This window comes from Mesorhizobium sp. CA13 (assembly GCF_020165235.1).
Classification (GTDB): Bacteria; Pseudomonadota; Alphaproteobacteria; order Rhizobiales; family Rhizobiaceae; genus Mesorhizobium.
In genome coordinates, this window is the sequence record NZ_JAIUHS010000017.1 from 1 (window position 1) to 23,331 (window position 23,331).

Sequence of the window (23,331 nt, forward strand, 5' to 3'; positions counted from 1 at the left end):
ACCCCCGCCTTGGCCGCCATAACGCCTGAGCAGATCACGTCCCTCCGCCTGGCTGAGGCTGTCACCTACGACGACGACGTCGACGTCCTTTCCGGCCAGCATCGATTCCGCTTCCCAGGGCTGGCGCGCCTGACGCACGTCGTGGCCCCGGCGATCGAGGTGATCGGCGAGTTCGGTCGCCACCACGTCGGCGACGCAGATAAGCCCGATGACGGCGCGTGCGGCCATGTTTTCCAACCGTTTCCTGGCAACCCGATATGAGTGCTGGACATCATGTTTATACCCAATCTACTTTCCACCGAAAGTGGGAGCGAGCGCATCGTGCGGGCGAGAATTGTCATTGTCGAGGATGAGCCCGATCTGAGAGAGGCGGTTGCCGAATATCTCGGCGCCGCCGGCTATGACGTGGCGACCGCCGAAACCGCGGCCGCCGCGCGCAGCCTGGTCGAAACGCAGTCGTTCCATCTCGCCATCCTCGACATCGCCATGCCGGGTGAGGATGGTCTATCGCTCGGCCGCTGGTTGCGCTCGAGACTGCCGATCGGCATCATCTACGCCACCGCCGCCGGCACCGCGCTCGACCGCATCGTCGGCCTGGAACTCGGTGCCGACGACTATATCGTCAAGCCATACGAGTTGCGCGAGGTGCTGGCGAGAGTCCGCAGCGTGCTGCGCCGCGTCCCGCAGCCAACGGAATCGCAGGACAGGAAAGCCGGAACGGAGCGCCGCTCCGTTGCCTTCGGACCGTTCCGGGCCGATCTCGACGGCAGGCTGGTCACCGGCGCCAACGGTGCGGTAATCGACATGGCCAAAAGCGAATTCGACGTGCTGGAGATTTTCCTCACCCGCGCCAACCGGCTTTTGACGCGCGCCGCGATCTCGGAGGCGATCGGCTTCACCGAGGATCCCGAATCCTCGCGCGCCGTCGACATCCGCATCATGCGCCTGAGAAAGAAGATCGAGGCGGACCCGGCCAACCCGAAATTCCTGCGCACGGTGCGCGGCGAAGGCTATATCTTCTCGCTGCCGGCCGGCGACGGCAACTGAGCGGGCGCAGGAGATTCCTCCTTCGCCCGTGCTGGTCTGTGGACGGATCCGACGCAAATGCCTGCCGTCCAAAAACGCTCTCGGTTTGGGACAAGGTATAAAACAAGGATTTGAAACGCGGCGCATGAAATCCGCTTGGCACCGCAACAATGGCTGAAAATGACCGCTGAAGCAGCAGGCACGGACATGCAAGACGGCCGGCAAGGCGCGGCGATGGCGGCAGTGCGTGTGGTCCGCCGGCTGCGCGAGGCCGGCGACTGGCAGCGCGAGATGGACGCCATACTGGAAACGCTGTGCCGCGCCATGGACTGCCAGCGCGGCATCCTGTTTCGCCTGCGCGAACTGCCCGGCCAGGGATTTGCCCAATCCGTGGCCGCCTACTGGATCGATCCCGTGTTCGGTGGCGAGCTGGCCTCGCCGACGGTGATCGTGCAGTCGATCATCAACGCCGATCCGTTGCTGGAACGCCTGCAGGAGGATGAACGGCAGGGCAAGATTTTCGCCGGCCATACGCGCGATCTCGAAGGCTTCCTGAGAGCCGATTTCGAAAAACAGAGCATCAAATCGTTCCTGTCCGTGTCCGTTTTCGCGCACGGCCATCTCTGGGGGACGCTGGCGGTCAATGATTGCGTCGAGGAGCGCGAATGGACCGACGAGGAAGAGGCGACGCTGCACATCATCGCGCTGGCCATCGGCGATGCCATCGAACGCTCGCCCTCCGACGCCCACGCCAGCGAGGTCATCCGCCGCACCATGCTGCAGGCCTCGCTCGATGCCATCATCGTCATCGACGAGACCGGCTCGATCGTCGAATTCAATCCGGCCGCCGAGAAGATGTTCGGCTTCCTGCGCAGCGACATCCTCGGCAAGGACCTGCTCGATACCATCGTGCCGATCTACTACCGCAAGGGCTATGCTTCGGGGGCCGAATATATGTCCGGGCGCGGCGCGCCGATGGTCGGGCAGCGGCTCGAGACCGTGACCCAGAACGCCGCCGGCGAGATTTTCCCCATCGAACTGACGGCGACCGAGATGCGGGTCGCCGACCGCCGCCTGATCTTCGGCTCCATCCGAGACCTGCGCGACAAGCTGCGCGCCGAGGAGGAGATCAACCGGCAGCGCGAGAAGCTGCACCAGAACGAGAAGATGGCGGCGATGGGTTCGCTGCTTGCGGGCGTCTCGCATGAGCTCAACAACCCGCTGGCCGTGGTTGTCGCGCAGTCGACATTGCTGCACGAATTCGCCTCCGATCCGCAGACCAAGGTTCGCGCCGAGAAAGTGCGCGCCGCCGCCGAGCGTTGCGGCCGTATCGTCAAGAGCTTCCTGTCGATGGTCCGGCTGCATCCCACGGAGCGGGCCGAGACGGACCTCAACCAGGTGATCCGCGCGGCGCTCGAGGTGACTGCCTACGGCGCGCGCTCGAGCGGCATCATCATCGATACCGATTTCGCGCCTGGCCCGTTGCTGGCCATGGCCGACGCCGATCACGTCACCCAGGTGGCGGCCAATTTCCTCATCAACAGCCAGCATGCGCTGGCCGGCGTAGGCGGCGACCGGCTGATCAAGGTGCGGACCTTCCGCAGCGAGCGCGGAGATCCCGGTTTCTCGGTCGAGGACAATGGGCCTGGCGTGCCGGAAACGATCCGGTCCCGCATCTTCGAATCTTATTTCACCACCAAACCGGTCGGCGTCGGCACCGGCATCGGCCTGTCCATCTCGAAATCGATTATCGAGCGGCACAATGGCAATGTCTGGTTCGAGGAAGTGCTGCCGAATGGCGCCCGTTTCGTCGTCCAGCTGCCGGCCATTGCAGCCGGCATCGCCATTGCCGGCCAGAGCCAGCCGCGATCGAGCGGGCTGCGCCACGCCTTGATCATCGATGATGAGCCTGACGTCGCCGGTTCGCTCTCCGACATACTCGAATTAATGGGCATCAAGTCACGGATCGCGCTCGTCTGGGACACGGCCACAACCATATTGGCTGGCCACATGCCGCCCGACATCGTCTTTTCGGACCTGCGCATGCCTGGAACAAGCGGCATAACCATCTATCGAGAGTTGCTTACCGAAAGGCCGGAACTGGCGCGGCGTTTCGTGCTGGTCACTGGCGACCTGATCGGCGCCAAGGCCGAAATCGAGGCGTTGCCGCCCTTGCAGCGTCCGCAGATCCTGGAGAAACCGTTCAGCACACTGGATGTGCGCAGCGTGCTTTCCGCCATCGCCGAACAGGCGGCTTTGAAGGGATAGGCCGCGCCGACCGGTATTAAAAAAGGCCCCCGACCGACAAAGCGGCGGGAGCCGAAGGGAGCGCTGGAAGCGCTCGGGGAGCGCCGCGACATGATCCTAAGCGGAGCCGCTTCGGAACCATGTTTCAGCGAGTACTCAGAAAACGTTCGGCGTATTGGTCAGTGGCGCGGCATTGGCGATCATCCGGATCGCACGGGCTTTGTGCGCTCCGGACTGCTCGGCTATGGCCCGCAGGCAATCGACGCTCTCGGCGCCCCACGCCTGACCCTTGCAGGCAAAGTCGATCATCGGCACCGGCAGGCGTGCGGTTCTGGTGGTGGTCATTGCGCCGCCGACGACGTTGGCCGGTGGATTGAGCGAAGCAAAGGCGGGGCCGACCGTCGGCGTGAACGCCATGCCGGCGAAGGCGCAAGCAGCCAGCGCCATGAACATTGCCATGGGGTGGTCGCTGGCGCGCTGGCGCAATGCCAGCTTCGGGCGGCGGCTAACGCGCTCCGGAGCCTGGGCCCGGCAGTCGTTCTTGGCAATCTGAACTTTCGCATGCATCATCATCCCCTTCGTTTAAGGTTCTTTTTTGGATGAAACGAACTTAGTCGCGCTCTGTATCAGCGGAAAGCTGGCGTGGATTTGATATTGTAACCGCCTTGAAACGGCACTTCGCGGCCAGATTCCACCAAGGGGACATCACGCGCCTGCTTGCCGATCCCGGCTCGGCGGATCGGCAAGCGGGCAAGACGCGTGGCGCCCTTTTGCCTCGGCTTCCCTGCTGGCAGGGATTTGCTTCGGAAACCATACCGGAACCTAGCTTTGAAACCCGACCTAACGCCCGGATTCTCCGGGGTTTTCGGGGCGGACCGTCACATCGGATCGGGTCGCAATCGGCACGCAAATTTTTTTCCAAAGTACGACTGTTTGCACAAGCCATTGCATTTCAATGAAAAATATGATTATATTGAACGGATATTCAATAAAAAGAAGAGACGTTTTATGAACCCGCATCTCCGTGACGTGGCCATTCCCAACGATTGGGACCGGCGGGGACTGCCTGGCTGGAGCTACCATTCCGATGCCCTTCTCGAACTCGAGAAGGAGCACGTTTTCCGCAACCATTGGCAGATCGCCGGACATGTCAGCGACATCCCTGACGCCGGCGACTACCTGGCCATGGACGTCGTCGGCGAACGCGCTCTGATCGTGCGCGGCAAGGACGGCGTCGTGCGGGGTTTCAACAATATGTGCCGTCATCGCGGCAGCCGTGTCGTCGCCGACAGCCAGGGCAACTGCAAGAACGCGCTTGTGTGCCCGTTCCACGGCTGGGTCTACAATCTCGACGGCACGTTGCGCGGCGCTGCCCGCCCGCGTTCCTTTCCCGATCTCGACAAGACCGAGTTCGGCCTGATGCCGCTCGATCTGGAGGTCTGGATGGGCTTCATCTTCATCCGCTTCCGCGCTGGCGGCCCGCAGCCGTCCGTCGCCGAGCTGATGAAGCCGATCGAGCCCGAATTCTCGCACTACAAGGCCGCCGACATGGTGCCCTCCTGGGGCATCTGGACCCAGAAAACTCCGGTCAACTGGAAGTCGGTGCGCGACGTCGACAATGAGGGCTATCACGTCGCCATGGCGCACCCGGCTCTGCAGGACCTCTATGGCGCGACCTATTTCGACGAACCCTTCGTCAACGGCGTGTCGCGCTCCTTCGCCAGCTACAACCCGCATGCCGGCCGTCGCTGGAGCGTCAGGAACTACGTCAAGATCGCGCCGGAGCCGGCGCATCTGCCGGACTATCTGAAGAAGGCCTGGGTCTATTACGGCATCTTCCCCAACGCGGTCCTCTCGGTGATGCCGGAATCGGTGCAATTCTATCAGGAGTTCCCGCTGTCGACGGGTGAGACCCTGCTGCGCGGCGCCATCTACCGCTATCGCGACGAAAGCCGCGAGCAGGCCGCGGCCCGCTACCTCTCCTTCCGCATCGACCGCGACACCATGTCGGAGGATGTCCAGCTTTCGGTGTGGTCGAACGAATCCATGCTGTCGGAAGCCTTCGAGGGTTTTTATCTCTCCGACCTCGAATACGGAGTGCGCACCCACCACGACCATCTGCGCAGGCAGATCCCCGTGCTTGGGCTCGAAACGGCGCCGGAGGAGAAGGACATGTGGAACTTGAACGACGCGCTCAGGTCGCGGGGGTAGGCGGGACGGCGAAGCTGCCGATCTCCCCCCTCGTGGGGAGATTAGCCAATCACCCCCGCCACACCCCTTCTTTCCTGAGATCATCCATCGTGCGCGAAATGCCCTCGCGCAAAATGCCGACCATGTCGTCGATCTGCTCGCGCGTGATGACCAGCGGCGGCGACATCACGCACATGTTGATCAGCGGTCGCACCAGCAGGCCGAGCTCGTGGCAATGCGCGTCGATGCGTTTGCCGACATCCTTATCGAGCTGCAGCGGATCCTTGCTTTCGCGGTCGGCGACGCATTCGACGCAGCCCATCAATCCCAGGCCGCGCACCTCGCCGACCAGCGGCAATTCTTCCAGCGTCTTCAGCTGCGCCTGGAAATAGGGCGCGACCGCCTGCGTGTGGGCAAGTATCCCCTGTTCCAGAAGGTCGAGATTCCTGAGCGCCACCGCGCAGCCGACCGGGTGCGAGGTATAGGTCAGGCCATGGCCGAACATCGCGTCGGGATGGTTCGACCGGCGCAGTTCCTCCAGCAGCCGTTCCGATATGATGACGCCGCCGAGCGGGAAATAGCCTGACGTCACACCCTTGGCGAAGGTGATCATGTCGGGATCGATGCCGAACACATCGCCCGAGGCGAAGACATGGCCCAGCCGTCCAAAGCCCGTCACCACCTCATCGGAGACATAGAGGATGTCGTTGTCGCGGCAGATCTCGCGGATGCGCTTGAGATAGCCGTCCGGCGGCACGACAACGCCTCCGGAAGCCTGTATGGGCTCGCCGACGAAAGCACCGATCCTGTCGGCGCCGACACGCGCGACGGTGCCGCGGAACTGGTCGACGAGGAAGTCGGTGAAACTGGCTATGCTCATGCCCTGTGGACGACGGAACGGATCGGGCGAGGACAGCTTGATCACCAGCTCGTCGGCGCCGTCCATCCAGTCACGGTCGCGCGGGCGGCCATTGAGCGAGGCCGACAGATAGGTCGAGCCGTGATAGGCGCCGCCGCGCGACAGGATCAGCTTCTTCTCCGGCCGGCCCCGCACATTGTTGTAGAACTGCATGAAGCGCAGAGCCGTCTCCACCGCCGAGGAGCCGCCCGTGGTATAGAAGACGTGGCTGAGATCACCGGTCGCGTGACCGGCTATGCGACCGGCAAGTTCCGCTGAAGGCACGTTCATCGTGTACCACGGGGTGTTGTAGGACAACGCCATCGCCTGGTCGTACATCACCCTGGCGAGTTCCTCGCGCCGATGACCGACATTGACGCACCACATGCCGGCCGGCCCGTCGATCAACCGCTTGCCGGTGCCGTCGGTGATGTAGATGCCGTCGCCTTCGCCGATCAGCGCGCGCGCTTCCGCGCCGACCGAACCGGCATACGGCCAGGGCTGGACGAGATGGCGCCTGGCCAACTCGACGGCATCGGCGGCTCCAGCTTCGGCCATGTCGCTCGCCTTCAGGTCCCTCGCAGCCGCCATTGTCATCTCCACATCATTCGTCGAATTCAGGATTTCGAAATTTGGCCGGCAGTGCCGGAAATATCCGGCATAATCCGCGCTATTTTGAATGTCCGTTCAATCAATATCTCAGAAATAGCGCTTGATTTCAATCCGCGGATGCGGGCATGATGAAAGAAAGCCGGCAAGCTTGGAGCGCGATCAGCAAAAGTGGTCACCGGTTTTGCGTTCGATCGCGCTCCAAAACAAAATTGGGAACAAACAGCCGGCGTCAGTCCAATGGGATACCGCATGGCGGGACGCTCCAGGCCAGCAACCGAGATCACAGCCGGAGCCCTGCCCTCCGGAGTCTGGCAATGACGGCGGCGGCGGAAGGGTCGCCCCCGTTGCGCATGACGCGGGCCAGACGAAACGCCCTTCTGCAATCCGAACCCGTGCAGGGCTTTGCCCTGATCAGCCCGACCTTTCTCTACGCGCTCATCCTCCTGGTTCTGCCGATCCTGGTGGTTATCGCCCACTCCTTCTGGACGCAGAACTATCTGACCATTGACCGCACCTTCACGCTGGAAAACTACCGCATCGCCCTGACCGAGCCGATCTATCGCGATCTGTTGTGGCGCTCGCTGTATATCTCGCTGACGGTCAGCTTCTTCACCGTCGTCCTGGCTTATCCGATCGCCTATTTCATTTCCTTCCATGGCGGCCGCCACAAGAGCCTGTGGCTGTTCCTCATCACCATCCCGTTCTGGACCAGCTACCTGCTGCGCGTGATGTCGTGGAAGGTCATCCTCGGCTATAATGGCGTCTTGAACTCCGGGCTGATCGGCCTCGGCATTATCGACGAGCCGTCGACAGCGCTGCTCTACAATTCGAGCGCCGTCATCATCACGCTGACCCACGCCTGGGCGGCCTTCGCCATCCTGCCGATCTTCGTCTCGCTGGAGAAGATCGACCGGACCCTGGTGGAGGCGGCCACGGACCTCGGCGACGGTCCCTTTCGTTCGTTCCTTCGCGTGACCTTGCCGCTGTCGGCGCCGGGCATCATCTCGGCGGCGCTGATCGTCATGATCCCGACGGTCGGCGACTATGTCACCCCCAAGCTCGTCGGCGGCAAGGACGGCGTCATGATCGCCAACGCCATTCAGGCGCAGTTCGGCAAGGCCTCGAACTGGCCGCTGGGCGCCGCCCTTTCCGTCACCACGATGCTGGTCGTGACATTGATGGCCGGTGTCACGGTGCTGGTCATTCGTGCCGCCCAGAGGCTTGCGCGATGAGTGCGGCGCGACGCCTGCTGCCGGGCGGCTGGCTGTCGGCCTACGCCTTCCTCTATATCGTCTTCCTCTATCTGCCCGTGATCTTCCTGCCGATCTTTTCGATCAACACGGCCGCGACGCCGAAATTCCCGCTGACCGGCTACACCCTCAAATGGTACGAGGACCTGCCCAACACGCCGGCGCTGCTCGACGCCACCTGGAACAGCCTGATCGTTGGCGTCTCGGCGTCCGTCCTTTCGACGGTCCTCGGCATCCTCGCCGCCCGCTCGATCACCCGCTACCGTTATCCCGGCCGGCGGGCCATCAACGGTCTGATCATGGCGCCGCTCGTGCTGCCGGAAGTCATCGTCGCTATCTCGATGCTGCTGGTGATGCTGCAGCTCGGCTTGAGCCTCTCCCTGTTTACCGTCGTGCTCGGCCATGTCCTGGTTTGCATCCCCTATTCGATGACGGTGCTGACCTCCGGCTTCGAGGGTTTCGATCGCAGCCTCGAGGAGGCCTCGGCCGACCTCGGCGAGAGCGCCTTCGGCACCTTCCGGCGGGTGACGCTGCCGATGGTGGCGCCCGCGATCATCTCCAGCCTGCTGGTCTGCTTCACCATTTCGCTGGACGAGTTCATCATCGCCTTCTTCCTGACCGGAACCGAGGCGACGCTGCCGATCTATATCTGGGGCCAGTTGCGCTTCGCGGCCAAACTGCCGGGCGTGCTCGCGCTCGGCACGCTGCTGCTGGTCGCCTCCTTCCTGCTGATGACCGTCGCCGAAATCCTGCGCCGCCGCGCCGCCAGACGCACCCAGAACGAGGGAGGGCTTTATGCCTGAGCAGGTTTCATCCGGACGAGCCCTGTCCGAACGGACGATGATCGAGATCAACGGCGTCACCCGCAGCTACGGCGCCTTCAAGGCGCTCGACGATGCCTCCCTGAGCATCCGCGAGGGGGAATTCTTCTCGCTGCTCGGCCCGTCCGGCTGCGGCAAGACCACGCTGTTGCGCATGATCGCCGGCTTCGACAACCCGACCAGCGGTTCGATTTCGGTCGGCGGCCAGCCGATGGAAGGCATCGCACCCAATCGCCGGCCGACCAACATGGTCTTCCAGAGCTATGCGATATTCCCGCATCTCAACGTCGAGCAGAACGTCGCCTATGGCCTGAAGCGGCTGAAGCTCCAGGGCGGCGAGGAGAAGCGCCGCGTCGATGAAGCCCTGGCGCAGGTCTCGCTGACCGGTCTCGGCAAGCGGCTCGCCACTGAACTGTCCGGCGGCCAGCGGCAACGCGTCGCGCTTGCCCGCGCGCTGGTGATGCGGCCCAAGGTGCTGCTGCTCGACGAGCCGCTGTCGGCACTCGACAAGAAGCTGCGCGAGCAGATGCAGGTCGAACTGCGCCGCCTGCAGCAGGCCGTCGGCATCACTTTCGTGCTGGTCACCCATGACCAGTATGAGGCGCTGGCCATGTCCGACCGCATCGCCGTGATGTTCGGCGGCAGGATCGCGCAGGTCGCCTCGCCCAAGGAGATCTACCAGCGGCCGGTCAACCGCCAGGTGGCCGACTTCCTCGGCGGCATGAACTTCGTCAAGGCCGAGATCGTCGAGGAGAACGGCGCCTCACTGGTCGTCGACACGCTGGGCTTCGGCCGTGTGAAGACCGACAAGCCAAAAGCCTTCGTGCGCAATGGCGGCGGCGCCACGCTCGGCATCCGCCCGGAGCGCCTGCGCGTGTTGTGGGACAATGCGACGGCCAAGTTCGAGGTTGCCGGAAAGGTGGTCGAACGCCACTATTTCGGCGAGATCACCCATTTGATCGTCGAGATCCCCGGCCTGGAAAAGCCGCTGTCGGTAACCGAGACCAACGATTTCGGCGCCGACGATATTCCGGTCGGCACTTCGATCCGCCTTGCCTACGATCCCGAAGCCTTGGTGGCGATGGCGGATTGACGGTCCGCGATGATCTTTCGCGCCGCAATGCGACCGGCAACGATCGCCCCTTCGACATAGCCGGGGAATGACGGCGACAGCTCCGACGACGCGAAATGAACAGGCGGCGCGCCAGCCAGGAGCACGGGCTCGGCATCGGTCGCCGCGACGTCGACGATGAGGTCGCTGTAGCCGCCGCCGCTCCAGCGGTCATGCGTCCAGTCGCGCTGGCTGAAACCCGCAATTTCGGCCGCGTCGGGGCCGAGGGCTTCCACGAGTTTACCGGTCACTTCGGCGCGCAACGCAGCCTCGCCAAGCTCACCCAAGCGCAGGGCGAGCGGGCCGCCGACGAAGACGACCAGCGCCGCGCGGCCTTCATCCGGACTGGCATCGCAGGCGAACAGCCCCGGCGGGTCGCGCCACATCACCATGCCGCTCAAGCCGCGGCGGCGCCAGAAGGCAGCGGGGTAGCGCACCAGCACCTTGATCACGGCGCCGCTTTCCCAGACGCCGAGCGCCTTCGCCAGGGATTCGGGCAGAGCGGGTGCGAAGTCCAGTTTCGCCGCTATGACCGGCGGCACCGCGACAAGTGCCGCCCGTGCTTCAATGATATCCGCCGCCGAGACGATGCGAACGCCTTGCGGCCCATGCTCGATGCATGAAACGGCTGCGTTGAGCCACAGCCGGTCGCCGAGATCGCCGGCCAGGTCCTCGGCCAGCGACTGCATCGTCTCGCGCAGGAAATACTGCAGCTCCGGCACCTCATTGGTGATGCGTCGGTCATTGTCGATCAGGTGCCAGAGCGGCAGTTTCTCCAGCGCCAGGCACCACAGGCCCTCGATCATCGAGCGGAAGGCTGCCTTGGCGGCATCGGCATCGTCCTGCCGGTCGAGCCAGGCGGCAACGGTCAGCCCGGCAATCGAGGGATCGTCCGGCGCGATCGCGTTCATCCGCTCGCGGATCGCCATCGAACCAGAATAGGTTCGCTTTGCCTCGGCGGCGGAGATCGGCGGCTGGACAATGAACTCGCCATGGACATAGGTTTCGACCAGCGTCTTGCCGCGCGCGCCGACGAGCGCCATCAGCTCCGGCATGTCCTCGCACAGGAACTGGCCGCCACTGTCGATGCGCTCGCCGGAGCCGATCTCCATCGACTCGACGCGCCCGCCGACACGGTCGCGCGCCTCGAGCAGCACGAAATCGACGCCGGCCTTTTTCAGCTCGAGCGCGGCCGACAGCCCGGTGAAGCCGGCGCCGATGATGACGACATCGGCTCGTGCGGATTCGCTGTTCAATAGCCGGCCTTGATCTTCTCGAACTCGGCGACCATGCGTTGCTTGAGCTCCGGCGCCACCGGCTGCTGGAACAGCGTCTTGTCGAGGAATTTATCGAGATCGTCGAAGCCGCGGTCGGCCAGCACCTGGTGATCGACCGCGGCCATGCCGGCACCGTTGCCATGGCCGTAGCCGAAGGTCTTGACCATATAGTCCGACACCCCGGGCGCATTGACCGCGCTCAGGAAATCATAGGCCTGGTCGAGCTTGCCCGGCGCGTCCTTCATCAGCACATAGCCGCACACCCAGGTCGAGATTCCCTCCTTGCTGTCGCGGTTCATGGCGATCGGCAGGCCTTGCCCCTTCAGCGTCACATAGGTCTCGTTCCAGCCCCAGACGAGATCGACCTCATTGCCGATGAAGGCCTGGTTGAGATCGGTGTCGTCGGTCCAGTAGAAACGGATGTTCTTGTGCACGTCGCGCAGGAAGGCGGACGCCTCCCGGAACTGGGCATCGGTCATCCTGGTCCAGTCTTTCAGCCCGATGACCAGGCTCGCCAGCGCATAGGCGTCGTCGACATTGTCGCCGATGGTGACGCGCCCCTTGAACTTCGGGTCGGCGAAGATCCTGAGCGATTGCGCCTGCTCCGGCGTCACCTTGTCGGTGCGGTAGAGAAGCGAGGTGTTGCCCCAGTCGAACGGCATGAACCACGCTTTGCCGTCGTTGGTGGTGGCGAGATCCTTCATCGCCATGATGCCGGGATTGAGGTTTTTCCAGCCTGCTATCCTCGACGTGTCGAGCGGCTGCAGCATGCCCGCCTCGCGCCACTTGACCACGCTTTGCGAACAGGGATGCGCGATGTCGGCCCTGAAGCCGGCTCGCATCTTCTCGAAGGCTTCGTCCTCGTCGCCGAAGAAGGCGAAGGTCGGCTCGGCGCCGTATTTGGCGGCATAGGCGGGGTGCAGCAGCGGGTCCTCATAGCCGGACCAGTCGAACACGACGAGGTCGCCGCCACCTTCCGCCCAGGCACAGACGGCGCCGGCGCCGATCACGCAGGCGGCGGCAAGGACAAGGCGGCGTAGCACTGGCTTCATGGTGCGAATTCCCCGTCGCGAAAATGCTGCCGCGAGGTTAGGAGAATTCGCCTCTCTTGGCGAGCCCGTCCGCCCACCATCTCCGCAGGCGGACGGGCGGCCGAACCGGCTCAATAGCCGGCTTTGATCTTCTCGAACTCGGCGATCATCTTGAGCTTGAGCTGCGACGGCACCGGCGACTGGAACAGCGTCTTGTCGACGAATTTCTGCACATCGTCATAGCCTTTTTCCTTCAGCACGGCCTGATCGACACCGGCCATGCCCTTGGCGTTTGCCTGACCGTAACCCCAGTCCTTGACCAGCACCTTGGCGATGTCGGGATCGTTGACCGCGTTCAGATAATCATATGCCTTGTCGACATTGCCGGGCGCGTCCTTGAACAGCACATAGCCGCAGACCCAGGTCGAAATGCCTTCGTCAGTGTCCTTTTTGGCCTTGATCGGCACGCCGGCGGCGACCGATTGCACGGTGGCGTCATTCCACGCCCAGGCAAGATCGACCTCGCCACCGCTCAAAAGCTGCACCACGTCCGTTGTGTCGGTCCAGTAGGAGCGCACGTTCTTATGCACCTGGCGCAGGAAATCCGACGCCTGTTTGAACTGGTCGTCGGTCATCTTGGTCCAGTCCTTGACGCCGATGGCGAGGCTTGCCAGCGCATAGGCATCATCGACATTGTCGCCGATCGAAACCCGGCCCTTGTACTTCGGATCGGCGAACGCCTTCAGCGACTGCACGTCCTTGGCGTCGACCTTTTCGGAATTATAGGTGAGCTGCGTATTGCCCCAGTCCCAGGGCATGAACCAGGCCTTGCCGTCGGCGGTCGTGGCGAGATCCTTCATCGCCATGATGCCGGGATTGAGATCTTTCCAGCCTGTGATCTTCGATGTGTCGAGCGGCTGCAGCAGGCCCGCCTCGCGCCATTTCACCACGCTCTGCGAGCAGGGATGGCCGAGGTCGGCCTTGAAACCGGAGCGCACCTTCTCGAACGCCTCGTCCTCGTCGCCGAAGAAGGCAAAGGTCGGCGAATCGCCGTTCTTCTCGACATATTTCGGATGGAAGCTCGGATCCTCATAGCCGGACCAGTCGAACACGACCAGGTCCTTGTCGGCGGCAACCGCCATGGCTGCGGCCGAGGCCGCCAGCACACCGGTCAATGCCAGGGTCAATGTCAGGCGTCGGGCCAATGTCAGTCGCTGGATTGATGTCCTCATTGCTGTTCCATCCTCTTTTATTTTATCGATTGCTTCATGCCTTGCGACGGGTGGCGGCTGCTCCCTGGTAATGTTTGGGGAATGCGGCCGACAGGAATTCATTGGCTGCCTGCAAGGCGCTCTCGCGGGTGGTGTCTTCGGTGCCCATCATCAAGCGCAGCCACAGCCCCTCCAGCATCGCGCTGAGCGCCAGCGCCATGACCTGCGGCTCATAGGCATAGCCGCCGCTTTGCTTGAGCGTCGCGCAGAGCTCGATGAAGATGTTCTGGTAGACGGCATCGCGGGCGCTGCTCAGCGCCTGGTAGGTCGGTCGCGACTTGGCCTCGCCCCAGAAGGCGCACCAGGCCGCCAGCTTGCGCTTGTTGCAGATGGAACGGTCGAAATCGGCCGCGACCAGGGTCCGCAGCTGGTCGGCGGGGTCGTCCCCCGCCTTCTCCAAGGCATTGCGCCAATGCGCCGAGTACTCGTCATACATATGTTGCAAGGTCGCGATCAGCAGTTTTTCCTTGCTCTCGAAATGGAAATTGACGATGCCGCGCGACAGGCCCGCGCCATCGGCGACGTCGGCCATCGTCGTCTCCGAATAGCCGCGCTTGGCCAGCGAATCGATCGTCGCCTCGATCAGTTGAAGCTGCCTGACCTCCTTGGAAGCCTTGCGCCCGCGTTTCTCGGGTTCGCTCGATGCCTCGGCGGACTGCTCTTGGCGTGCTGCAATTTTCATGGGTACGGTCATGCTCCACATCGCCGGCTAGCCGACCATCTTCGGTTTTTGCCCGCGAAGATGAGTGGGACGGTGCTCGCCACTGTCAAGCACCTTCTGCATGGCCTCCCAGGTTCGTATGTTCTTGTCGACATAGGCGGCGCCCACCGCCGCCGCGACCGTCGGATAGAGCGGCCCCTTCAGCCTTTCCAGTTCGCCCCGCGCCACTTCGCGATACCAGGGATTGCGGTCGCGAACCGCGATCTCGGCAAAGCCCGCCTGGCGCATCGCCCGTGCGTAGCGCACCGGCGAGGCCATGGCGAAGGACAGCCCTTCGGCGGCGACATAGGCCTTCATCTCAGGTGATGGTTCGCCGTCATGCGAGATCATCCAGTTTGATGCCGCAAAGGCGCCGCCGGCCTTGAGCACGCGGAATATCTCCGCAAACAGCGCATCCTTGTCGGCGACATGCAGCAGCGCATCCTTGGAGAAGACGACGTCGAAGGATTGATCCTCGAAAGGCAACCGCCCAGGCGGCGCCTGGATGAAGCAGGCGCGGTCGGCAAGCCCGCGGGAGGCTGCCCGCCGCCTGGCCGTTTCGATCACCGGCCGCTCGACATCGAAGCCGGTGACGTGCGCAGCGCCATGCCGTTCGACCAGATGCAGCGTGATGCCTCCGGACCCGCAGCCGATGTCAAGGATGGTCTTGCCTGCGAGCGAAAGTCCCTCGAGCACGCGGTCGACTTCGTCGGGCCCGCCCGGCGACAGGTAGCCGTCTCCCCACAGCGCCTCGAGGAAGCGGATGGCGGCATCGTCATACTCCGGCTCGGCCTCGGCCGTTTCGATCATCAACCCTCGATCCCCAATCGATGAATGTCCGTCTCGAACGCCTGCAAAGCCTAGCCCATGTCTGGGAAAACGCAATATCATTTGTTGAACATTCATTCAATATGGCTGGACAAAACGACAACTGCCATGCCAAATTTCGCGCGTTAAGAGGACGGATTGCGCCAAATGAACAGCGGATCGCATGGAAAGACTGGGCCAAAATGAAAGCTTGGGATGCGATCGTCATCGGAGGCGGACACAACGGCCTGGTCAACGCCTGCTATCTCCAGCGCGCCGGCCTCGACGTGCTGGTGGTGGAGAAGAATCCCTGGGTCGGCGGCGCCGCCACCAGCCGGGAGTTGACGCCGGGCTTCCTCTATTCCAACTGTTCCTATGTCTGTTCGCTGTTTCGCCCTGAAATCATGCGCGACCTCGAACTGCCGCGCTTCGGCCTGCAGGTCATTGCCTATGAGGGCGGCGCGGTGTTCACCAGGGATGGCGACTATCTTGCCAATTACCGGGACCACGATGCGCACCGGCGCGAATTTGCGCGCTTCTCCCGACGCGATGCCGAAGCCTATGACCGTTATGCGCGCGATGTGACACGCCAGTGCCGTTTCATCCAGCCGCTGTTGATGCGCACCGCGCCCGACCCGACCAGCCTGCGGCCGCGCGACCTCGGCGAACTGCTTTATCTGGGCAGGAAATTCGCGGGCCTGTCGGCGGAGGAAATGGCGCTGACGCTGCGCTTCTGGACCATGTCGATCTCGGACTTCCTCGACGAATATTTCGAGACCGATGTCATCAAGGCCAATTTCGCTTTGTCCGGCATCATCGGCACGGCGCTCGGGCCGATGTCGCCCGGCACTGCCTATGTGCTGCTGCACCACTATATGGGCGAGGTCGACGGCTCGGTCGGCGCCTGGGGCTATGCGCGCGGAGGCATGGGTGCGGTGACCAAGGCGCTGGCGGCGTCCTTCAAGGCGTCGGGCGGAACCATTCGCACCGGCGCCGAGGTCGATCATGTGCTGGTCGGCAGGGGGAAAGCCAAAGGCGTGGTGCTGGCCGGCGGCGAGGAGATCCGTGGCAGGCTCGTCGTCTCCAATGCCGACGTCAAGCGAACCTTCCTGAAACTGGTCGAGGAAAAGGAACTGCCCGAGATTTTCCTGCGCCGGGTCAGGAACTTCAAGATCCGAGGCTCGTCCGGCAAGGTCAACATCGCGCTCGATTCGCTGCCCGAATTCCCGGCATTGCCGAAGGATTCGCCGGTCTATCGCGGCGACATGCACTTCACCGATTCGATGGAGCGCATGGAGCGCGCCTATGACGACTGGAAGGCCGGACGCTGGTCGGCCGATCCCTTCCTCGACATGGTCATCCCGACAACGCTCGACCCGACCATGGCGCCGCCCGGCAAGCATTTCATGAGCTGCTTCGTGCAATACGCGCCGCCCAAAGTGAACGGCCATGAATGGACCGACGCCGATCGCGACGGCTTCGCCGAAAGCGTGATTGCGCAGATTGCCGGCTACTCGCCCGGCTTTCGCGACCGCATCGTCCACATGGAGGTGCGCACGCCGCGCGAAATCGAGGCCGAGGTCGGGCTGACCGAAGGCAACATCTTCCAGGGCGAACTCACCTTCGACCAGCTTCTGTTCAATCGTCCGGTGCCGGGCTACGCACAATACCGCTCGCCGGTCGGCGGGCTTTATATGTGCGGCTCCTCGACCCATCCCGGCGGCGGCGTCATGGGCGCGCCCGGCCGCAATGCCGCGGCCGAAATCCTGCGCGACCTCGCCAAATCGACCTCGCATATGAGCCCGGCCCATGACGTCATTTGATGCCATCGTCATTGGCGGCGGCCATAATGGCCTCGTCACTGCTGCCACGTTGGCGAAGGCCGGGCGCAAGGTGCTGCTGCTGGAAGCCGGGAGCGATCTCGGCGGCGCCGCGCGCACGGAGGAATTCGCGCCGGGTTTTCATGTCTCGTCGATCGCCCATCTGCTGAACCGCCTGCATCCCGACGTGGTGAAGACGCTGGAGCTGGAGAAGCATGGCCTGCGGATCACCCCAGACGACTTCGTGCCGTCGGTTGCGCTGTCGATGGACGGCCCCTCGCTCATCCTGCACGGCGCCTATGGCGAAATGCTCACCGGCGCAAGTTCGTCCGAGCAATCCGCGTGGAAGCAGTTGCGCGCGCAGCTGCTGCGCTACGCCGGCATCCTGGAACCCTTCCTCTCGCGTCGTCCGCCCGATCTGGCCGGCATGTCGCTGCTGGAGACGGCGGCGTTCGGCCAGACCGCTCTGGCGCTGAAAAGGCTCGGCAAGGAAGACATGCGCGATTTCCTGCGCGTACTCTTGATGAACGTCGCCGACCTGCTCGACGAGCAGCTTGCCGACACCAGGCTGAAAGGGCTGCTTGCCTTCGACGCGACGCTCGGCAGCCATCTCGGTCCGCGCTCGCCCACCTCGCTGCTCGGCCTCTACTACCGGCTGGCCGGCGAGGCCGGCGGTTCGGCCGGCGCGCAGATAATGCCGAAGGGCGGCATGGGCGCGGTGATCGCCGCCATCCGCGCCTCGGCCGAAAAGGCCGGCGTGAACGTCCGCACATCGGCGCCTGTCGCAAGGATCATTGTCGAGAAAGGCCGCGCCGTCAGTGTCGCATTGGACAATGGCGAGCTGCTGCGCGCCAGGACGATCGTCTCCGCGACAAATCCGGCGACGACTTTGCTCGACCTTGTCGGTCCACGCGAACTCGACACCGGCTTCGTGCGCAAGGTGAACAACATCCGCATGAAGGGTGATGTCGCCAAGCTCCACCTGGCGCTCGACAGGCCGCCGCAATTCACAGATGTAGATGCCGCCGGCCACAGGGGGCGGCTGGTTATCGCCCCCTCGCCCGATCATGTCGAGCGCGCCTTCAATCCATCCAAATACGGCGCGTTCTCGCCCGAACCGGTGATGGAGATCACGCTGCCAAGCCTCGCCGATCCATCGCTCGCGCCCGACGGCGCCTGTGTGTTGTCGGCGGTGGTGCAATACGCTCCCTATGCGCTCCGAGAAGGCTGGTATGCCGGCAAGCCGAAATTCCTCAAGGCGGTCATGGCGCAGCTCGAGGCCTACGCACCCGGCATCGGCAACAGCGTCGTCCATGCCGAGCTTTTGACGCCCGCCGACATCGAAACGCGCTACCGCATGCCGGGCGGCCACTGGCACCACGGCGAATTGCAGGCCGACCAGATGCTGATCTCGCGCCCGGTCTCGGGCTGGTCCGGTTACGACACGCCGTTCGACGGGCTGTTCCTCGCCGGCGCCGGCTCGCATCCCGGCGGCGGCGTCTCCGGCGCGCCAGGGCTCAATGCCGCGCGACGCGTCATCGCGATGAAGGGGTGAGCATGATTTCGCAATTCGCCAAGGCTGAGTTCTACGGGGGGCGCGAAGGATCGCCGGCATGAATCATCAACCCACCATCCCTCCACCATCCGCCCGCATCGCCGCCCAATCCCACTTCCGCACGTTGCGTCTCGGCACGCCGTTCCAGCCGCGCATCGATGCTCTGGCCAGGACCCAGGATTGGTACAACTGGGCGGGCTACCGCGCCCCCCATTCGCTGTGGGACGAGGAGCTGGAATATTTCGCCATTCGCAGCCAGGCGGCACTCTTCGACATCTCGCCTATGACCAAATACCGTATCGAGGGCACGGATGCCGAAGCCTTCCTCGATCGTGTCACCTTGCGTGACGTGACCAGGCTCAGGCCGGGCCGCGTCCACTACACCGCGTGGTGCGACGACGAGGGTTTCGTCCTCGATGACGGCACGCTGTTCCGGCTCTCGCCGATGCGGTTCCGGCTGTGCTCGCAGGAGCGGCATTTGCCTTGGCTGCTCGACAGCGCCATTGGGTTCGATGTGACGGTGGAAGAAGAAACCGACGCCGTCGCGGGCCTGGCATTGCAGGGTCCGACCTCTTTCGCCGTGCTGCGTGATGCCGGTTTTGCCGGAGTCGGAAAGCTGAAGGCATTCGACCTCGCCGAATTCCCGCATGATGGCGAAACCGTCACCATCTCGCGCACCGGCTTCACCGGCGATCTCGGCTACGAACTGTTCGTACCGGTCGACAAAGCGCTGAGCCTGTGGGACCGGCTGATGGCGGCCGGCGAATTGCGCGGCATCCGCGCCATCGGCTACACCCCGCTCAACCGCGCCCGGCTCGAGGCCGGGCTGATCGTCGCCAATGCGGACTTCACGACAGCCGAACACGCCATCCGCGCCGACCGCTTGCGCATGCCCGACGAGATCGGGCTCGGCTTCATGATCGATCTGGAAAAGGCCCATTTCAACGGCCGTCGCGCCATCTTCGAGGCGCGCGCCAAGCGCAAGCTGCGGCATGTGCTGGTCGGGTTGGAGATCGAAGGCAACATCCCGGCCGAACACGCCATCGTGTATCACAGAAAGAGCCAGGAGGTCGGGCTGGTCAGTGCCGCCATGTGGTCGCCGATGGCCAAGCGCAACATCGCCATCGCTTCGCTGGCGCGACCATATGGTGATACCGTCGTCGACGACCTCTGGGTCGAGATCTACGCCATGCGCGAGCTGCAATACCAGAAGCTGATGAAGCGGGCCAAGGTGGTGCCGCGGCCGTTCATCAAGCTCGATCGCCGCACCGCCAATCCGCCGGCGGATTTCTGACCATGGGCGAGGAAGCCGACAAGCAGCAAGAAGAGGCGGCCGAACAGTGGGAACTGGTCAACACGCCACTCGGCGAAAAATGGTCCGGCCGCACACGCTATGCCGCCGCCATGTTCTTCTACAAGCGCGGCGAGATGAGCGCCGAGACGCTTGAGGTCTACCGCATCTGCGCGCGGCTCGATTCGGAAGACCCGCTGCCGATCATCCGCGACCGCGGCGTCGGCAAGGACTGGCTGAAGCGCATGGGATTCGGCTGAACTTCCTATCCTATGGTCTTCTCCAGCATGGCCAGCCAGTTTCGGTAGGCGATCTTTTCGATCAGCGCGCGGCCGAAGCCGCGTGCGGCGAGCGCATCGATGAGCTTCGGCAGGCCGGCGGCATCGCCAATGACGGCCGGGATCATGGCTCCGTCGAAATCGGAGCCGAGGCCAACCCCATCCTCACCCAGCGCCTGCAGCAGGGAATCGATGTGGCGCACCATGATGTCGAGGCCGGTATCGGCGTTCATCTTTCCGTCCTCGCGCAGGAAACCGGTGGCGAAGTTCAGCCCGACCATGCCGCCGGTTTCGCGAATCGCGCCGAGCTGCCAGTCGGTGAGATTGCGGGAGTGGCCGCATATCGCATGCACGTTGGAATGGGTCGCGACCAGCGGCGCATCGCTGAGCGCGGCGACGTCACGAAACCCCTTCTCGTTGAGATGCGACAGGTCGATCATGATCCTGAGTTGGTTGCAGGCCTTGACCAGCGCCTTGCCGGCATCGGTCAAGCCGGGACCGGTATCGGGCGAGGACGGAAAGCGGAACGGCACGCCATGGCCGAAAGCGTTCGGGCGGCTCCAGACGATGCCGAGCGAGCGCAAGCCGGCGGCATGCAGCACGTCGAGCATGGTGAGTTCGGGATCGATCGCCTCGACCCCTTCGATATGGAATACCGCGGCGATCGAGTCGCGCGCCATGGCGCCGCGCACATCGGCGGCATTGCGGCAGACGCTCAGCGCTCCGGCGCGTTCCAGCCTGAACAGGATCGAGGCCATCGCCATCGTCGAGACCAGCGCATCGCTGTGCGGGAGTTCGGGCGGCAAAGGCTCGGTGTCGCTGGGTGTCGACGGGACAGCGCCGCGCCGACCTCTCTCGACAGGCGGCGGGAAGATCGCGAACATGCCGCCCACAAACCCGCCGGCTCGTGCGCGCGGCAGATCGATATGGCCGCCCGATTTCCCTTCCATGAACAGCTTTTCGACGTCCGGGTCTTTCGACTGATAGAGTCTGAGCAGCGTGTCGTTATGGCCGTCGAAGACGGGAACGAGATCGGTTTCGGTCATGAAGGGATCATTCGGTTCGATGTGTCGCACGCCGCCCGCGATATATCATATCTACTTAGGCAAGATGGGCCGAGCGTGCAAATGCCAAAGCCGTGCTGGCCTATCACACTGTTTTACTCCCGCGGGTCCCGACTGGTAAAGCGCCGGCTGATCCTACCCCTTCAGCACGTCGGCCCACTCCGGATGACGGCGGAACTGGGCGTTGGCGAAGGGACAGAGCGGGATGATCTTCTTGCCCGCCGCGCGCGCGTCCTCGACGGCGCGGGTGACGAGCCGAAGCCCGGCACCCTGGCCGCGAAACGCGTCGGGCACTTCGGTGTGGTCGATGATGATCTGGTGCTCGCCGATCCTGGTGAAGGTCATCTCCGCCTCGGCGCCGCCCGGACCGCGCAGCACGTAGCGGCCCTTGGAACCACGATCTTGGAGTTCGATCTCCGGCAGTTGGTCAGGCATCACTTACTCCTTGGGCCACGCCGGCAAAGAGCCGCCGCGCCGCCTCGATTTCGTTTGGCCGCACTTCGTGCCCGCCTTCATGCCACTCCACTGTGACATCGGCGCCATCGGCGCGCAAATAGGCTTCAAGCCGCGAAGTCAGGTTCGGCGGGCAGATCGGATCCCGCCTGCCGGCAGTCACCAGAATGCGGCGCCCGGCAAGACTGCCGTTCACCTCCGGTTCGAACGGGATCAGCGGGTGCATCAGCACCGCCGCGTCGAACAGGTCAGGAGCTTCGAACAGCAGCGATGCCAGGATGTTGGCGCCATTGGAGTAGCCGAGAGCGTATATCGCCGACGGCTTCGCCGCTGCTATCTGCGCCTTGACGAAGCCCGCCATCTTCCGCGTCGCGCGCTCCAGGTCCTGCATGTCATAGACGCCCTCGCCGGTGCGACGGAAAAAGCGCGCGGCGCCTTGTTCAGACACATCGCCGCGTGGCGAGATGATGGTTGCCTGGGGCGCGAGATCGCGCCCCAGCGGGACGAGCTGGCCCTCGTCGCCTCCGGTGCCATGGAAGACGAAGAGCAGCGGACCGCCCGGCGAACCGGGCAGCACCTTGTGGATGTAGCTGTCTGTGCTCATGACCCCGCCCCTCAGTCTTCCAGCTTCTGCAGGTGCTTTTCGAGATAGGGCCGCAGGTGCTGATGCTGCGCCGGCAGCTTCAAGGCTTCACCGAGATGGGCGGTGTCCTCGTCGCGGTCGAAGCCCGGCTCGTTGGTGGCGACTTCGAACAGAACGCCGCCCGGCGTGCGGAAATAGATCGCCCAGAAGTAATCGCGGTCGATCACCGGCGTCACCTGGTAGCCGGTATCCATCAGCGCCTTGCGCACTTCGAGCTGCTTGGCGCGGTCCTCGACGGCAAAGGCGACGTGATGGACCGAGCCCGCGCCGAGATCGGCAAAGGCGGCACCGGGTAGCGATTCGATGTCGACGACGTCGGCGCCATTGCCGTTCCTGACCGCCAGCCGCCTGACATTGCCGGATCTGTCGACCTCCTCATAGCCCATGAACTTCAACAACTCCTCGGTGGCGCCGCCATCCTTCAGGCGCAACGACACGGAGTGAAAGCCACGGATCGCCTCGTCGGCGGGAACACCGCCCTTCGCCCATGGCGCGCGCGTGTCGGCGCTGTCCTCGACAAGCGCGAAACCGTCGCCGTCCGGCCCGGCGAAGGCCAGACGCTTCTCGCCAAAGGTCTCGTCGCGAGACAGCCCGGTGATGCCTTTCTCGGCGAAGCGCTGTTCCCAATAGGCGAGCGTGCCTTGCGGCACCGAATAGGCGGTGGTGCCGACCTCGCCGACGCCGTGACGGCCCTTGCCGATGTTCGGAAACGGAAAATAGGTCATCACCGAACCAGGCGTACCAAGCTCGTCGGCATAGTAGAGGTGATAGACGTCGGGCGCGTCGAAATTGACCGTTTTCTTGACCCGGCGCAGGCCGAGCTTCCCAGTGAAGAACTCATTGTTCTGGCGGGCATCGCTGGCCATCGAGGTGACGTGATGCAAACCCTTGATCTGGTCAAGCATGAGTGCTGCTCCCTTGTTGTGTCGCGGCCCCTGCCGCTGTCCCCGCCAATATGAGCATCGGCCTGTTCCCGTCAAAGGCGA

Annotated in this window: 22 protein-coding genes and 1 pseudogene; 10 read left to right on the forward strand and 13 right to left on the reverse strand. The window is 63.7% G+C overall.

Annotated elements, in window-relative coordinates:
• Positions 1-228 (reverse strand): annotated as a pseudogene (locus LB566_RS27480) (DNA-binding response regulator); the annotation flags it as partial.
• A 45-nt stretch (positions 229-273) separates the two neighbouring features.
• Here LB566_RS27480 and LB566_RS27485 point away from each other — a divergent pair.
• Positions 274-1,047, forward strand: a complete 774-nt coding sequence (locus LB566_RS27485) for a response regulator (RefSeq protein WP_224629023.1) — start codon at positions 274-276, stop codon at positions 1,045-1,047.
• 159 nt (positions 1,048-1,206) lie between these two features.
• Positions 1,207-3,294 (forward strand): sensor histidine kinase, encoded by a 2,088-nt coding sequence (locus tag LB566_RS27490; protein ID WP_181169560.1) that lies wholly within the window; start codon positions 1,207-1,209, stop codon positions 3,292-3,294.
• 135 nt (positions 3,295-3,429) lie between these two features.
• Here the strand turns inward: LB566_RS27490 and LB566_RS27495 are convergent, their stop codons facing one another.
• Positions 3,430-3,840, reverse strand: a complete 411-nt coding sequence (locus tag LB566_RS27495; RefSeq protein WP_140554122.1) for a hypothetical protein — start codon at positions 3,838-3,840, stop codon at positions 3,430-3,432.
• Between the two features lie 441 nt (positions 3,841-4,281).
• On the opposite strand from LB566_RS27495, the gene LB566_RS27500 reads away from it, so the two are divergent.
• Complete coding sequence (locus tag LB566_RS27500; RefSeq protein ID WP_140500615.1) at positions 4,282-5,484, forward strand: aromatic ring-hydroxylating oxygenase subunit alpha; 1,203 nt, start codon at positions 4,282-4,284, stop codon at positions 5,482-5,484.
• 49 nt (positions 5,485-5,533) lie between these two features.
• On the opposite strand, the gene LB566_RS27505 is transcribed toward LB566_RS27500, so the two are convergent.
• Together LB566_RS27505 and LB566_RS27510 are read right to left on the reverse strand one after the other, a co-directional pair.
• Positions 5,534-6,952 (reverse strand): aminotransferase, encoded by a 1,419-nt coding sequence (locus LB566_RS27505; protein ID WP_224629027.1) that lies wholly within the window; start codon positions 6,950-6,952, stop codon positions 5,534-5,536.
• A 26-nt stretch (positions 6,953-6,978) separates the two neighbouring features.
• A complete protein-coding gene (locus tag LB566_RS27510; protein WP_224629029.1) occupies positions 6,979-7,224 on the reverse strand; it encodes a hypothetical protein in 246 nt (81 codons plus the stop codon).
• 63 nt (positions 7,225-7,287) lie between these two features.
• On the opposite strand from LB566_RS27510, the gene LB566_RS27515 reads away from it, so the two are divergent.
• From LB566_RS27515 to LB566_RS27525, 3 genes are read left to right on the forward strand one after another with little or no spacing between them, the layout of a single operon-like run.
• Positions 7,288-8,205: an ABC transporter permease gene (locus LB566_RS27515; protein ID WP_224629031.1), complete on the forward strand. Its 918-nt coding sequence runs from the start codon at positions 7,288-7,290 to the stop codon at positions 8,203-8,205.
• The gene (locus tag LB566_RS27520) at positions 8,202-9,026 is read left to right on the forward strand and encodes an ABC transporter permease (RefSeq protein ID WP_224629033.1); all 825 of its coding nucleotides are present in this window, start codon (positions 8,202-8,204) and stop codon (positions 9,024-9,026) included. The genes LB566_RS27515 and LB566_RS27520 overlap by 4 nt, the downstream gene beginning before the upstream one ends.
• Before the next feature lie 37 nt (positions 9,027-9,063).
• Positions 9,064-10,137 carry an ABC transporter ATP-binding protein gene (locus tag LB566_RS27525; RefSeq protein WP_224629183.1) on the forward strand — a complete coding sequence of 358 codons (1,074 nt, stop codon included), beginning with the start codon at positions 9,064-9,066 and terminating at the stop codon, positions 10,135-10,137.
• Here the strand turns inward: LB566_RS27525 and LB566_RS27530 are convergent.
• The 5 genes from LB566_RS27530 to LB566_RS27550 all read right to left on the reverse strand — a co-directional run bounded on the left by LB566_RS27530 (position 10,101) and on the right by LB566_RS27550 (position 15,244).
• Complete coding sequence (locus LB566_RS27530; RefSeq protein ID WP_263498400.1) at positions 10,101-11,411, reverse strand: flavin monoamine oxidase family protein; 1,311 nt, start codon at positions 11,409-11,411, stop codon at positions 10,101-10,103. The two genes, LB566_RS27525 and LB566_RS27530, sit on opposite strands and share 37 nt — an antisense overlap.
• Positions 11,408-12,484: an extracellular solute-binding protein gene (locus LB566_RS27535; protein WP_224629035.1), complete on the reverse strand. Its 1,077-nt coding sequence runs from the start codon at positions 12,482-12,484 to the stop codon at positions 11,408-11,410. Before LB566_RS27535 ends, LB566_RS27530 begins: the two co-directional genes overlap by 4 nt.
• A 110-nt stretch (positions 12,485-12,594) precedes the next feature.
• Entirely contained in the window at positions 12,595-13,695 is a 1,101-nt protein-coding gene (locus LB566_RS27540) for an ABC transporter substrate-binding protein (protein WP_224629038.1), read from the reverse strand.
• A 34-nt stretch (positions 13,696-13,729) separates the two neighbouring features.
• Positions 13,730-14,416 (reverse strand): transcriptional regulator BetI, encoded by a 687-nt coding sequence (gene betI / locus LB566_RS27545; RefSeq protein WP_140880653.1) that lies wholly within the window; start codon positions 14,414-14,416, stop codon positions 13,730-13,732.
• Positions 14,417-14,443: 27 nt separating this feature from the next.
• Complete coding sequence (locus tag LB566_RS27550) at positions 14,444-15,244, reverse strand: class I SAM-dependent methyltransferase (RefSeq protein WP_224629040.1); 801 nt, start codon at positions 15,242-15,244, stop codon at positions 14,444-14,446.
• A 200-nt stretch (positions 15,245-15,444) separates the two neighbouring features.
• Between LB566_RS27550 and LB566_RS27555 the strand changes: the two genes are divergently transcribed.
• Genes LB566_RS27555 through LB566_RS27570 form a run of 4 tightly spaced genes read left to right on the forward strand, consistent with a single transcriptional unit; the run spans position 15,445 to position 20,167 of the window.
• Complete coding sequence (locus LB566_RS27555) at positions 15,445-17,064, forward strand: phytoene desaturase family protein (protein WP_224629042.1); 1,620 nt, start codon at positions 15,445-15,447, stop codon at positions 17,062-17,064.
• A complete protein-coding gene (locus tag LB566_RS27560; RefSeq protein WP_224629044.1) occupies positions 17,051-18,616 on the forward strand; it encodes a phytoene desaturase family protein in 1,566 nt (521 codons plus the stop codon). The genes LB566_RS27555 and LB566_RS27560 overlap by 14 nt, the downstream gene beginning before the upstream one ends.
• Before the next feature lie 58 nt (positions 18,617-18,674).
• A complete protein-coding gene (locus LB566_RS27565; RefSeq protein ID WP_224629046.1) occupies positions 18,675-19,910 on the forward strand; it encodes an aminomethyltransferase family protein in 1,236 nt (411 codons plus the stop codon).
• A gap of 2 nt (positions 19,911-19,912) precedes the next feature.
• A complete protein-coding gene (locus tag LB566_RS27570; protein ID WP_224629048.1) occupies positions 19,913-20,167 on the forward strand; it encodes a hypothetical protein in 255 nt (84 codons plus the stop codon).
• A 5-nt stretch (positions 20,168-20,172) separates the two neighbouring features.
• Here LB566_RS27570 and LB566_RS27575 read toward each other — a convergent pair whose 3' ends face one another.
• The 4 genes from LB566_RS27575 to LB566_RS27590 all read right to left on the reverse strand — a co-directional run bounded on the left by LB566_RS27575 (position 20,173) and on the right by LB566_RS27590 (position 23,250).
• A complete protein-coding gene (locus tag LB566_RS27575; RefSeq protein ID WP_140554153.1) occupies positions 20,173-21,231 on the reverse strand; it encodes a dipeptidase in 1,059 nt (352 codons plus the stop codon).
• A gap of 153 nt (positions 21,232-21,384) precedes the next feature.
• Positions 21,385-21,684, reverse strand: a complete 300-nt coding sequence (locus LB566_RS27580; protein ID WP_224629049.1) for a GNAT family N-acetyltransferase — start codon at positions 21,682-21,684, stop codon at positions 21,385-21,387.
• Entirely contained in the window at positions 21,677-22,306 is a 630-nt protein-coding gene (locus tag LB566_RS27585; protein WP_224629051.1) for an alpha/beta hydrolase, read from the reverse strand. Before LB566_RS27585 ends, LB566_RS27580 begins: the two co-directional genes overlap by 8 nt.
• A gap of 11 nt (positions 22,307-22,317) precedes the next feature.
• Positions 22,318-23,250, reverse strand: coding sequence for a VOC family protein (locus LB566_RS27590; protein WP_224629053.1), 933 nt, complete (start codon positions 23,248-23,250; stop codon positions 22,318-22,320).
• Positions 23,251-23,331: the final 81 nt, after the last annotated feature.